12 protein-coding genes and 1 pseudogene are annotated in these 12,447 nt (G+C 68.5%); 5 read left to right on the top strand and 8 right to left on the bottom strand.

The features are described from left to right. The first annotated feature begins 18 nt into the window (after positions 1 to 18). Positions 19 to 240 (top strand): hypothetical protein, encoded by a 222-nt coding sequence (locus HD593_RS29830; RefSeq protein WP_185105341.1) that lies wholly within the window; start codon positions 19 to 21, stop codon positions 238 to 240. 87 nt (positions 241 to 327) lie between these two features. Here HD593_RS29830 and HD593_RS29825 read toward each other — a convergent pair whose 3' ends face one another. From HD593_RS29825 to HD593_RS29810, 4 genes are all read right to left on the bottom strand, one after another. Next, a complete protein-coding gene (locus tag HD593_RS29825; RefSeq protein WP_185105340.1) occupies positions 328 to 642 on the bottom strand; it encodes an integrase core domain-containing protein in 315 nt (104 codons plus the stop codon). Continuing rightward, positions 623 to 2,023: an IS30 family transposase gene (locus HD593_RS29820; RefSeq protein WP_185105339.1), complete on the bottom strand. Its 1,401-nt coding sequence runs from the start codon at positions 2,021 to 2,023 to the stop codon at positions 623 to 625. Before HD593_RS29820 ends, HD593_RS29825 begins: the two co-directional genes overlap by 20 nt. Positions 2,024 to 2,456: 433 nt before the next feature. Next, the gene (locus HD593_RS29815) at positions 2,457 to 2,918 is read right to left on the bottom strand and encodes a hypothetical protein (protein ID WP_185105338.1); all 462 of its coding nucleotides are present in this window, start codon (positions 2,916 to 2,918) and stop codon (positions 2,457 to 2,459) included. A 157-nt stretch (positions 2,919 to 3,075) separates the two neighbouring features. After that, complete coding sequence (locus HD593_RS29810) at positions 3,076 to 4,083, bottom strand: helix-turn-helix transcriptional regulator (RefSeq protein WP_185105337.1); 1,008 nt, start codon at positions 4,081 to 4,083, stop codon at positions 3,076 to 3,078. Between the two features lie 62 nt (positions 4,084 to 4,145). Here HD593_RS29810 and HD593_RS29805 point away from each other — a divergent pair, with 62 nt between their 5' ends. Then, positions 4,146 to 5,132, top strand: a complete 987-nt coding sequence (locus tag HD593_RS29805; protein ID WP_185105336.1) for an MDR family NADP-dependent oxidoreductase — start codon at positions 4,146 to 4,148, stop codon at positions 5,130 to 5,132. Continuing rightward, on the top strand, positions 5,129 to 6,181 hold the full coding sequence (locus HD593_RS29800) for a winged helix DNA-binding domain-containing protein (RefSeq protein ID WP_185105335.1): 1,053 nt from the start codon (positions 5,129 to 5,131) through the stop codon (positions 6,179 to 6,181). The genes HD593_RS29805 and HD593_RS29800 overlap by 4 nt, the downstream gene beginning before the upstream one ends. Positions 6,182 to 6,379: 198 nt before the next feature. Here the strand turns inward: HD593_RS29800 and HD593_RS29795 are convergent, their stop codons facing one another. From HD593_RS29795 to HD593_RS60470, 3 genes are all read right to left on the bottom strand, one after another. Continuing rightward, positions 6,380 to 7,381, bottom strand: a complete 1,002-nt coding sequence (locus tag HD593_RS29795; protein WP_185105334.1) for a hypothetical protein — start codon at positions 7,379 to 7,381, stop codon at positions 6,380 to 6,382. Between the two features lie 302 nt (positions 7,382 to 7,683). Beyond that, positions 7,684 to 8,352, bottom strand: coding sequence for a GNAT family N-acetyltransferase (locus HD593_RS29790; RefSeq protein WP_185105333.1), 669 nt, complete (start codon positions 8,350 to 8,352; stop codon positions 7,684 to 7,686). 11 nt (positions 8,353 to 8,363) lie between these two features. Beyond that, on the bottom strand, positions 8,364 to 9,893 hold the full coding sequence (locus HD593_RS60470; protein ID WP_221525044.1) for an NsdA family TPR-like regulatory protein: 1,530 nt from the start codon (positions 9,891 to 9,893) through the stop codon (positions 8,364 to 8,366). Here HD593_RS60470 and HD593_RS64540 point away from each other — a divergent pair. Further along, positions 9,774 to 10,499: pseudogene (locus HD593_RS64540) on the top strand (ISAzo13 family transposase); the annotation flags it as partial. The gene HD593_RS60470 and the pseudogene HD593_RS64540 overlap by 120 nt on opposite strands. Positions 10,500 to 10,694: 195 nt before the next feature. On the opposite strand, the gene HD593_RS29775 reads toward HD593_RS64540, so the two are convergent. Beyond that, the gene (locus HD593_RS29775) at positions 10,695 to 11,117 is read right to left on the bottom strand and encodes a hypothetical protein (protein WP_185105332.1); all 423 of its coding nucleotides are present in this window, start codon (positions 11,115 to 11,117) and stop codon (positions 10,695 to 10,697) included. A 358-nt stretch (positions 11,118 to 11,475) separates the two neighbouring features. Here HD593_RS29775 and aztB point away from each other — a divergent pair, with 358 nt between their 5' ends. Continuing rightward, the gene (aztB, locus tag HD593_RS29770; RefSeq protein WP_185105331.1) at positions 11,476 to 12,318 is read left to right on the top strand and encodes a zinc ABC transporter permease AztB; all 843 of its coding nucleotides are present in this window, start codon (positions 11,476 to 11,478) and stop codon (positions 12,316 to 12,318) included. Positions 12,319 to 12,447: the final 129 nt, after the last annotated feature.

Below are 12,447 nucleotides of genomic sequence, written 5' to 3'. Positions count from 1 at the left end.
GATTCATACACCACGTCCGTGGACGTGGCCGCACCGGACGTCGAGGTCCGGCTGCGCGAGCAGATCGCGAAGCTGAAGAAGACCGTTGCGAACAAGAACAAGGAACTCTCCCAGATCAAGGAAGACGTCCCCGCGCTGGTCCGTGCCGTCAGCCTGCTCACCGCCGAGAACGCCGAGCTGCGCGACCTCCTGGAGATGCCCGCGGCCAATGTCGGTCCCCTACGGCCTGATGAGCACTAGCGACAGTGTCGCAACGGGCGGATAAGCTCCTGGCGCCCGACGGTGAGGGGCCACGGAGATTCCGGACAGCCGTCTTATGGGCGTAGCCTATGCGGCTGTTTGGGTTGAAAGGAACTCGTTGAGTACCTCCAAAGGAGGCCGGTAGCCGAGCGCCGAGTGCAGGCGCCGGTGGTTGTAGAACCCTTCGATATAGCGGATGACCTGCCGTTTCGCCTTGGCGCGGGTGGTGAAGACGAAGCGGTGCAGCCACTCGTTCTTGAGCGCGGAGAAGAACGACTCGGCCATCGCGTTGTCCCAGCAGACCCCGGTGCGGCCGACCGAGCGGCGGATGCCCAGGCCGGTCAGGACGCGGCCGAACTCTTCGCTGGTGTAGTTCTCGGATTCAATTAGTCGTCGCAACACTGCTGTTCAGCACCGAGTCTAGGTGCTCGCTGAAGGCTTCTGCGGGGGTTCTCCATCCGAGGGTCTTTCTCGGCCTGGTGTTGAGCGCGAACGCAACAGCCGCCAACTCCTCGGCATCCCAGCGTGACAGGTCGGTGCCCTTGGGAAAGTACTGCCGCAGCAGGCCGTTGGTGTTCTCGTTGGTGCCACGCTGCCAAGGGCTATGAGGGTCGGCGAAGTAGACCGGCAAGCCGGTGTCGATATGCAGCTGAGCATGCTGGGCCAGCTCCGTTCCCCGGTCCCAGGTCAGTGAGCGACGTAGCTGCTCGGGTAACCCGGTGATCTCTTTGGTGATCGCATCTCGCACGGCCTCGGCGTCGCGGCCGGCCAGCGCCGGGCCGTTCTTCACCCGTTCCTGCGTGCCGAAGCCCTCCATCCGAGGCAGGTGCAACAGCAGGGTGAACCGCGTCGTGCGCTCCACCAGCGTGCCGATCGCCGACCGGCCGGTGCCGATGATGAGGTCGCCCTCCCAATGGCCGGGAACCGCGCGGTCCCCGGCCTCGGCGGGCCGCTCGCTGATCAGCACCTCAGAGGTCACGTGGCCGCCGGCCTTCTTCCGGGCGCGGGCCCGCGGCACCCGCAGCGCACGCCCGGTGCGCAGGCACGCGACCAGCTCCCGCTTGAGCGCGCCACGCCCCTGAATGAACAGGGCCTGATAGATCGCCTCGTGTGAGATCCGCATGGTGTCGTCCTCGGGGAAATCGACCTTCAGCCGGTGGGAGATCTGTTCCGGGCTCCACGACGTCGCCCAGCGGCGGTCCTGACGGTGAGGTTTGTTGCGTCCCTTCCAGGGCGCTGTCTGCGGCCCCGCCACCGGCGTGCCGTCCGGCCGGCGAACCTGTCCCGCCAGCCGCTGCTGCACATACTCGCGCAGCTGCTGGTTGTCCGCTAGTTTGGCGGTCTTCGGCCGACGAGCCCGACGTTCGGCGTGCCATTGCGCGACCGTCGCCCGATAATCCACGTCATACGTCCGCGTCGAGGCATTGCGCCGCAGCTCGCGCGAGATCGTCGAGGGTGAGCGCCCCAGGCGCCGCGCGATCTCGCGCACGCCGAGCTTCTGGGCACGGCATAAGGCGATTTCTTCCCGCTCCGCGAACGACAGGTAACGACCCGACACCGTCGGGGCAAGGCACGGTCCCACCCCACCAGCCTGGCGAAACCAGCGCGTCCCCACCGCAGGCGACACGCCGATCCCCACCGCGGCGTCCTCCGAACTCACCCCTCGTGCGATCGCGTGCCAGAACCGCACGCGATCCTGCCTCCAGGCAACAGTCGGCCGTCCCGGCGAGGGGATCTGCCCGCGATACAACCGGACGGCCTGCTGCTTCTTGCCCACGCCCATGCACCAACACCTCCAACGACGAGGTGTTGCGAGCACCGATTGAATCCACCCTCGGTGGTCTCGGTTGTGACCAGGACGCGGCTGCCCTGTAGACGCGCGGTCAGGGCTGCAGAGACGCGATCGGGCCGTTCGGCTACGGGTTGCGGTTCGGCCGCCGAACTTGGCGTGAGGGCTGCGGATAAGGGGATGGCTGCCTCAGCTGCGGGGCTGGTGGACAGGAGTAACGCCGTCAAAAGACCGGTTACCGCGGTTGCCCGGTATCCTGCTGACCCTTTTTGGGCATGCAAAGGCGTCCCTTATGGGGGATTCGCACCCAACCTCCAGGCATAAAGATCAATAAGGCATTTGATCGTAGATCAGTGGCGAATGGGATGGTATCGGCTAAGTTGGTCCGGTTATGTCACAGGAGGGCAACTATGTCCGGGTTGGCGAATCATGAGGTGTCCTGCAGATGCCCAACCCACCGGTCGTACCCTGCTGGGCGCCCTGCGCGAGGCCCGCACCGCTTACAGTTCGGCGCGCTCCGCCTGATTGAACGACGACCTGTGCCTGTGGCGCGAGGACGGCGAGTGGTGCCTGCAAGGCCCGGACGGCGTGATCGAGGTGGACGCGCGTCCCAGGTGACGCCGGCGTCGCGGGCCGCGGCGATCAGGTCGGGCTCGACATCGGCCAGCCAGCCGCGCAGGTCGGCAAGAAGGGTCAAGGCGGCCAGGGCCTCATCGCCGGAAGGCCGGGCGTCGTCGAACCGGCCCGGGTCGGTCAGGTTGTGAACGTTGGTGATCTTCCCGGCGTCGTGCGTGGCGTGCCCCGAGGGCACGAAGCGCGTGTTCGGGCTCTCCTCGATCAGGAAGCGGCGGGCGTCGTATGGGTTGGTCAGGTCGTAGGCGGGCCGCACGTCACGTCCCCTTCAGGCCCTCCGCTCCCGAACATGCCCCCAGCCGCCAGGTAGCGGAGTGAGACATCACGATTGCGATTCTTGATCGTCTCGGAGCGGTGACTGTGGCTGGGGTGTCGCTAAATCTTGTAATTCCGCCACTCCGCGAGGGGCTAGATCAACCTACGCCGGGGCCGGGGGCACGTCCGGGAGTGCAGGACCGGCGGGGATCCGCCGATCTGGCAACGGCGTTGAGAAAGCGGGTGCCCCAATCTCGCAGGTGCTCGACGAAGTCCGCCGGTTCGAGCACCTCGAATTCGGCTCCGACGTTGCCGAGCGCCTGCGTGGGCCAGTCAAGGCTGGTGGAGGTCATAGTGAGCCGGCAGCGATCGCGGTCGATCGCCTCGATCTCGCCCCATTGACCGACCTTCCCGCGCACGTGTTCCGCGGGTGCGTGGACCAGCGCGACCACGGTGCGGGTGGTGGGGACCTGGGCCGCGGTGCGGACGAAGGCGGCGACGTCCCCGCCGGGCAACGGCCGCGGCAGGAAGTGGACGCCGGTGTTGCGCGGCTGCGCGAGCCGGTCGAGACGGAAGCTACGCCAGTCGTGCCTGGTCAGGTCGTAGGCCACCAGATACCAGCGACCCCCGAGCGCGACAAGGCGATGGGGTTCCACCTCGCGTTCCGTCGGCGCGCCGCCGCGCGCGGTGTAGTGGAAGCGCAGCCGTTCCCGGTCCCGGCACGACTGGGCGATCATCGTCAGCGTCTCCGCCGGGATGACCGGCCCGGCGGGCGCCGCCGAGACGGTCATCGCGCGCAGGGCGTTCACTCTGGCCCGCAGGCGGGGTGGCAGGACCTGCACCACCTTGGTCAGCGCGCGCACGGCAGCCTCGTCCAGCCCGACGATCCCGCTCTGCGCCGCGTCTCCCATGCCGACTGCGAGCGCGACGCCTTCCTCGTCATCCAGCAGGAGCGGCGGCAGGACCGCCCCCGGCTCCAGTTGGTAGCCGCCGTCGGTGCCCCGTGAGGCACGTACCGGATAGCCCAGCTCACGCAGTCGATCGACATCGCGGCGCAGCGTGCGATCCGATACGCCGAGGCGATCCGCCAGATCCGCGCCCGGCCAGTGGCGGTGCGTCTGGAGCAACGACAGCAGAGTGAGCGTGCGGGAACTCGTGTTGGCCATATCACTATGATCCCCCAGCTTCCGGTCAAAAACTGACCGGAAGTCTCGTTAGCGTGGTCACCATGAAGAACAACGAGATCCAGTTGACCGCCCAGATCGCCGCCGTCCCCGGTCCCGAGCACTTCACCGTCGTCCAGGCCGATGTCGAGGGCGAGGTCGTGGTCCGCACCGACTACCTGGGGTTGGCCGCCACCTACCTCGAGCTCATGCGCGCCGACTGCCACCTGCCGATCCCGGCCTGGCAGCCCGGCCAGCGGGTGGGCGTCATGGCGATCGGCACCGTGTTGAGCTCAACCAGCCCCGACCTGCGGGAGGGCGACCTGGTCCAGTCGATGAGCGGCTGGAGCACGCACTCGGCGGGACCGGCGGCCTCCTACGTCAAGCTGGACAAGGACGCCTACCCCGACCCGAGCTACTACCTGGGCCAGGGCCCGACCGCCTACTACGGCATGGCGGACGTGGCCAAGGTCGGCCAGGGCGACGTCGTGTTCGTCTCCGGCGCGGCCGGCGGCGTCGGCTCGCTGGCCGGGCAGATCGCCCGCAACCTAGGCGCCAAGAAGGTGATCGGCAGTGCGGGCAGCCAGGCCAAGACCGACTACCTCGTGAACGAACTCGGCTTCGACGCCGCCTTCGACTACCACCACGACCCGATCGCCGCGCTCAAGGAGCTCGCCCCGGAGGGCATCACCGTCTTCTTCGACACCGTGGGCGGCGCCCTGTACGACGCCGCACTCGAAGTCGCCGCGCCAGGTGCCAGGTTCGCGCTGTGCGGGTCGTTGTCCACTCAGCTGGGCGACGCCGCCGACCGCTTCCCCGAGCCCGACCGCGAGGCTGCCCAGGCCAGAGGGGTCGAACTGCTGCCGTTCTCCTGCCATCACACCCCCGACCAGATCGCCGCCTGGCACCAGCACTTCAGCACCGCGCTCGGCCAGGGCCGCTTCGTCTACCCGCGCACCGTGGTCGAGACCGGCATCGACGGCGTGCCCGGCGCGTTCCTGGCCATGCTGCGGGGCGAGTACCGAGGCAACGTCTCGGTACGGCTGGCATGACCGCCCTGTCCCGCCGGGTACTCAACCGGGCACTGCTCCAGCGGCAGTTCCTGCTGGAGCGGGCCGACCTGACGGCCCTGGAGATGATCGGCCACCTGGTCGCCATGCAGGCGCAGGAGCCGAACTGGCCCTACGTCGGCCTGTGGACCCGGATCCGCACCTTCGCGCACGCCGACCTCACCACCCTGCTCGCGCAGGGGCAGGTGGTACGCTCCGGCTTCCTGCGCAGCACGATGCACCTTGCCGCAGCCGACGACTTCCGCCGACTGCGGCCGGTGCTGCAGCCCGTCCTGAATCGCACCGCCGGCTCGGCGTACTTCCGGCGCAACAACGCCGGGCTCGACCCCGAAACGCTGGTGGCCCAGGGAGACGCCCTGCTGCGGACCGGGCCGCTGCCCAGAAAGGATCTCGCCAGGCACCTGGCGAGCCTGCACCCGGACCGCGACGGCCGGATCCTGGCCGGAGAGATCGAACTACGTACCCCGCTCATCCACGATCCGGCCACCGCGTCGTGGGGCGGCTGGGGTACCCGCTCATCGGTCACCGTCAGCGCCGCCCCGATCGACGCCTCTCACCCCGCCGCCCTCCGCGACCTGATTCGCCGCTATCTGGCCGCCTTCGGCCCCGCCACCGTGGCGGACGTCCAGGCGTGGTGCGGGTTGACCCGGCTGGACCAGATCATCTCGGAGATGGGAGCCGGTCTGCGCCATTACACCGGTCCCGACGGCCAACGCCTGCTCGACCTGCCCGACGCCCCGCTCCCCGACCCCGATACCCCCGCCCCGGTGCGGCTACTGCCCGCCTACGACAACGCCCTCCTGGGCCACGCCGACCGCAGCCGCATCATCGCCGACGCCGACCGCAAGCACGTCACCCCCGGCCAGGCCAGAGTGCTGCCCACCGTGCTCATCGACGGCTACGTCCACGGCACCTGGTCTTTCACCGCAGGCAAGGTACGGCTCACCCCGTTCCGGCCGCTGTCGCCAGCCCAACAGGAGGCAGTCGACCACGAGATCAGTCGGCTGCTGCCGTTCGTGACGCACCGCTGAGCATCACGATCAACCTCCAGAACGCCGCCGGACAGACTGCGGCCACGGCCGTGCCGGACCCGCCGACATCCGCGGGTCGTACAGCGCGATCAAGCCCTACCTGGCGGCTGGGGACATGTTCGGGAGTGGAGGGCCGGGATCTCCCAGAGTTCACGCGAACTGAAGGTCCTTCAAGCTGAACCCAAGAATGTTCAGGGGCTATGGGTGGTTCTGACCCTTGGGTTCGTCGGAACTAGGTGGGTCTTGTTCTTCGGCCAGGGTGATCAATAGCTTCCGGGCGCTGTCGGCGTAGCGGATCGCGGTCTTGGGGTCGAGGCCGAAGACCGTCGCGAGGTGCAGGGGGTCTGCGCCGGTGACGAGGGCTTCGTCGAGTTGGCGGTGGACGCGTAGCCGTTCCAGGGTTGCGGCCTGGCCGCGGAAGGACTCGGTCATCCAGACCTTGCTGACCGGGCCGGTCTCCATGGCGGATTGCTTGTTGATCAGCAAGTGCTGGTTGGCGGTGCTGGGCCAGCGGTGATTCCGGTAGCCGAGCCATTGCAGGATGATCTGCCGGGTGAGTTCGTCCAGCGGGCGGGTGCGGCCGGCGATGGTGAGTCCGCGGTTGCCTAGGTCGACGTCGTCGAGTTGAAATTCGCGGATCGCCTTTGGGCGGGCGGCGTGGATGGCGGCCAGGGCGATGATGAGCCGGTCGAGGAGGGTGCGGACGCTCTGGGCGGACTTGCGGCAGGTCGAGAGCTCTTCTCGCCAGCCAGCGAACAACCGGCTGACCTGATCGGCGGTGGGCGGAATCCGCAGCCTGGGCTGCTGGCCGCCACGGGGGCGGTTCATCTCGTCGATCGGGCACTCGACGACCCGTCCGGTGGCCTGGTGGATCTCCACCTTGTGCCGTAGTTCGAGGAACAGGAAATAGGTCTTGAGCGCCTGCGCCAGGGCCAGGCGGGTGCCCTTGGCCGTGGCCCGCAGTACCTTGCCGAAGTACGTATCGGCATCGGCCGGGTCCATGTCCCACAGCGGCCGTCCGAACCAGGCCCGCACCTGCTCCAGATGCATCACATCCGAGCTGATCGTCCCATCCGACAGGCCCGCCGCGGCGCGGGCGAGTACGAACCCGGCCAGCACGTCGGTCTCCAACGCGTCCAGATCGTCCGGAGTCGCTGGGGCTCGCGCCACGCGAAGATCACGCACCACCGCCAGCGCCAACTGGCCTCCTCGTCTTCGCCATCCCTGCAAGACGAACGACGAGGACGATAGACCTTCAGGATTCCTGAAATCACATCAATCTCGAAAGAACCAGGGATCTCAGGAAGTAAGCCCAGGTCCTGCGGCTACGGCCACGCTCAACCCCTCAACGAACACAGGGGTTATTTCACAGGAGGAGAGCACGACGCGGGCCGACCTGGACAGGCAGCTCACAGAGGCCCGCGCCGAGCTAGAGCAGCTGCGAGCCGAGGCAAGCCGCAGGAGCGGCAAGCGACCAGGCGCGTAGAACACGACCTGGGGAGTCACGAGTCGCGTGCTTCAGCCCGTAGCCCGAACAGCGCCAAGCACTCACTCGCGCCGTCGACCGTGATGCCGGGCATCCGGTGGTTCGCCCACGCGACCGCGTCGAGCAGCATGCGATGCTCGACGACCCTTCTCCCGTCCTCGGCGTAGGCGCGGCGCCCATTGGCGGCGTAGCCGAGCTTGCGCGACACCCGCTCGGAGGCCGTGTTGCCGTCCACGTAGGAGGTATGCGCCTCCACCGCGCCCAGGTGCGCGAAGGCCAGTTCCAGGACGGCAGCGCGGGCCTCGGTCCCGTACCCGTGGCCCTGGCGGGTCCGGGTGATCCACGAGCCGGTCTCGACCGTGCGGACAGCCGCGAAGTCGGCCGCCCACATGTTCTGCAAACCGACCGCGAGGCCGTCGACGCGGATGGCGAGCTGGAGGTTCCAGCTTTCCGGCCGCCAGTGGGCCAGGACCCGCCAGTGCCGCTGCAGCAGATGCCGCTCCCGCTGCGGTGACGGCTCGTACAGGTAGGCCTGCTGGTAGCGGGGCTGGCCGGCGGGTTGGAGGTCGCCGGAGGCTTCGGCCAGGTTGAGCAGGTCCGGCGTGTCGGGGATAGCCAGCACAAGGCGCCGGGTGGTGATACGGAGCGCGAGCAGCGGCCACAGGCTGGCCAAGCCGTCACTCATGCGGCGGCTCCCTACGCGAGGCCGTTGGGTTCGTCGCTCGTCTGGCTGATTCCCGTGAGTGCCGGCAGTTCGGCGATCCGGTCGTGCAGGGCGCGGGCTTCAACGCCGGGATCGCCTGCCGCGGTGAGCTCGCGATCGAGGGTGCGCAACCGTACTCGGGCCGTTTCCCGCAGGGACTGCGCCGGGATGGTGTCGAGCACCGCGCCCGCCAGGGCGGCGGCGTCGGCCCAGCGGCGCCGGGCGGCTTCGCCGCGCGCTTCAAGCAGGACAGCCGCCGCCCATCCGGGCCGGCCATGCGGGATGTGGTCCTGCGAAGCGCGGGCGTGCGCGAGGGCCTGGGCGTGGTCGCCGACGAGCAGGGCCGCCTCCCCGAGATGCAGCAGCAGTTCGGCGGTGTCGAACCCGAACCGGCCCGGCATGTCCCCGTGCGGGTCGGCGGCCATTTCGTCCTGCGCACGGCCCGCCAGGGCGGCGGCATCCGAGCGGCGGGACGGGCCGAGCGCGGCGGTCGCGCGGAGCTGGCCCCACGCGATGATCTGGGCGCGGCGCAACGGCGTGGTGGCGTACTCGAACGCTTCGCCGGCCAGGTCCAGCGCGGCCTGGAAACGGTCTTGGGTGTAAGCAGTCATGGCGTGCGCGCCGAGTGTCCAGCAGATCAGGTGATGATCATCAACCGTCGCGCCCAGGCGTGCTGCGGTGGCGAAGTGAATTTGCGCGGCCGCGTAGTCGGCCACGTGGAAGGCCGTGTTGCCGACGAGCGCGGACAGCCAGCCGGCCAGGCGGCGCAGCTCGGCACGGTCAGCGTCGGACTGCGGCCGACGCAGCATCTGGGTGACCAGCGTGCGGGTGCGGTGCACTTCGGCGGCGAGCATCGCGGGAGGGAAGGAAGAGTAGCGCAACGCGTAGTAGTGCACCGCAGCGTCGAACGCGTCGCGGGTGGCCGGGCCGCCCGCTGGCCCATCGGTTTCCATCGCGAGCTGGACGGATTCGCGCACGGCGGTCAGGGCGGCGGACTGGTCATCGGTCATCGCGTGCCTCCAATGCGAGGCACGGTACCCCGATCCGGCGCCGGGTTGCGGGTGCATCACCGAAGTCCGCTTCTTCGGCAGTCCCAGCTTGTCCGCTGTTGTCCCGTACAGGGTGCACAGCAGTGCCGCGTACTCGGGCCCGACCGCGATGGTGCCGTGTTCCCACCGGCACAGCATGGCGGAGTTGAGCGCGGGCGGCGCCAGGTCCTGCTCCACGTACAGGGCGGCGATGCCGTCGATCGCCTGCCGGGTTCGGAAGGCGGTCCGGAGAAACGGACCGGTCGCAAGACCGGCACCGCGCTCCGGGCCGACCTTACAAATGGTGAGGATCCGTAAGACAATTACTGCTAGTTTCAATGCAACTTCGGTGAGTCGCGTGCTAAATGGCCTTCCATGGCGATATCTGAGACGGACCTGGCGCTCCTGGATGTAAAGTTCGCAGCCGTGCTGCCGCATCTGGACGAGCGGCAGCGCCGCTTGTATCTGGCGGCTGAGGCTGATGCGCTCGGGCATGGCGGGATCGTGGTGGTGGCCAGGCTGGCAGGGGTGTCGGAGTCGACCATCACGCGGGGACGCCTCGAACTCGCGAGTGGCGCACCGGTTCTGGCCGGGTGCGCCGTCCCGGTGGCGGACGCAAGCCGGCTGCTGAGCGTGGCCCGGGCTTGGTGCCAGCGCTTGAGGCGTTGATCGAGCCGCGGGAGATCGGCGATCCGGTTTCTCCGCTGCGCTGGACCACGGCCTCGTTGCGGGACCTGGCCCGTAACCGCGGCAGGGCACCCGATCAGTGCTCCGGCAGTGGGCGATCTGCTGCGTGCGGCGGGGTTCAGTCTCCAGGGCATGGCCAAGCGGCGTGCCGGCAGCCAGGTCCCCGACCGTGACGCCCAGTTCCAGCACATCAACACCACGGTCGAACAGTTCCTCGCCGACGGTTCGCCGGTGGTGAGCGTGGACGCCAAGAAGAAGGAACCGATCGGTGACTTCGCCCGAGCTGGCCGCACCTGCCGGCCCAAGAAGCGGCCGATCACGGCCCCCGATCACGACTTCACCTTCGCTGATACCCCGGTCGCGATCCCGTATGGCGTCTATGACCTGGGCCAAGACGTCGGCTGGGTGAATGTGGCAGCGAGGCAAGCCCGGCGGTCGCGGCAACCCCTAACCGATCCAGAGTGGGACACGCCGGGGCATGCCAGCCAGCTTGAGGCCTCAACCGAGATCACGGTCGAGAGGCATGCCGCAACGCGCTGAAGGGCAGTCCGTTGTCTTGGAGAGCTCCCGATCAGGGTGGTTGCGGTGGGAGCGGTGCACAGCTTCCGGTCAGCTGGAGCTTGCCCGGTGACGTCCTCCTGCTGGGTTGTGGTCCGGGAGCACCGCTCGTTGGAGACGTGCTTCGCGATGCCGGCGCAGGCTGCTCACGCCCAGGCGAGCGCGCATATTGGCGAGGAGCATGCGACCCTTGGCCGCCCGTTCGAAGACGGACTCTCGGCGTATGTTGAGGATCTTCGCCAGTTCTCCGAACGAGTAGCCGTGCGGCTTTTCCTGGTTGATCGCGACGGCGATGTTCATGGCGTCTCCCAGGTGCTTGCGCAAGGGCTCTACATGGACCAGGCCAACCGGGTCGTCGGAGAGGCGCTTGGCGAGTGCGTCCACCATGCGGTGCAGCATGGCGACGTACTCCTCGGTTTCCACGACGCGTCGGTGGCGCTTGCCGGAAGTGGAGGGCTCCATCTCGTTGGTCACTTCCTTCTGTGTGCGGTTCGGGACCTGCAGATGAACCAGGATGTTGGGGCTGGTTGGGGCGGTCGGAGAAACCGGCCTATGCAGCGGGGATCGGTCGGACGGGGGAGACCGGAGGGAGACCGGACGACGTGAACATCCCCGGCTTAGCGCGTGCATGGGGACACCATTCGGCATGGTTCGGCGTCGACGTGCTCTGGCCCGTTCGGCTGACGACGGTGGGTGAGGTCCGAGCGGGACCGGATCGATGGCCTGCTCAGGGCAGGTTTGGTGGCCGTGACCTTCCTGGGTGCGGCTGTGGCGTTGCCCATCATGCGGCTCGATTGGAAACGACAACGGTTTTCATTATAGTGTCCTGGATATGGATTGGTTGTTTGATCCCTTTCAGGTGTCGTTTGTCCGGCAAGCGCTATGGGCGGGCGTCCTCGTGTCGATGCTCTGCGCGGTCGCCGGGACGTGGGTGGTGCTGCGCGGCATGGCCTTCCTGGGCGACGCGATGTCGCACGGGATGCTCCTCGGAGTGGCGCTCGCCTCGATGGCCGGGGTGAACGTCCTGATCGGGGCGCTGCTCAGTGCGGGCGGCATGGCGTACGGGGTGAGCGTGCTGAGCCGGTCCGCCCGGTTGTCGCAGGACACCAGCATCGGGCTGCTCTTCGCTGGGATGTTGTCCCTGGGCGTGATCGTGGTCTCGCACTCGCGGTCCTTCGCGGTGGACCTGACCGCGTTCCTGTTCGGGGACGTGCTCGCGGTCACCGGGCAGGACCTGGCGGGGCTGGGGGCGGCGCTGGCGGTCACGGCCGCGGTGGCGGTGCTCGGGCACCGGCTGTTCGTCGCGCTCGCCTTCGATCCGCGCAAGGCCCACACGCTGGGCATGCGGCCCCGGGCGGCGCACGTCCTGCTGCTCGGGCTGGTCACGGTGGCGATCGTGGCGTCGTTCCACATCGTCGGGACGTTGCTGGTGTTCGGGCTGCTGATCGGGCCGCCGGCCGCCGCCGCGCTGTGGGCCCGACGGATCCCGACGATCATGCTCGGGGCGGCGCTGATCGGGATCGTCTCGACCGTGGCGGGGCTGGTCGTGTCCTGGCACGCGGCCACGGCGGCCGGGGCCACCATCGCGGCCGTGGCCGTGGGGCTGTTCTTCGTGGCGGCGCTGGGTGACGTCCTGCGGCGCCGGCCCGCGCGGGCGGTGGGGGCGGCGAGTTGAACAGGGCGATCGTCGCGATTCTCGCGGCAGGCGTTCTGCTCGCGGGCTGCGCTTCGGAAGGAGGCGCACCGACCTCGGGCAGTACGGAACCGGGCGCGTCGGAACAGGTGCCGCACGGGTATGTCGAAG

The organism is Nonomuraea rubra (genome assembly GCF_014207985.1).
Classification (GTDB): Bacteria; Actinomycetota; Actinomycetes; order Streptosporangiales; family Streptosporangiaceae; genus Nonomuraea; species Nonomuraea rubra.
This window is presented reverse-complemented; position numbering and strand designations above follow the sequence as displayed.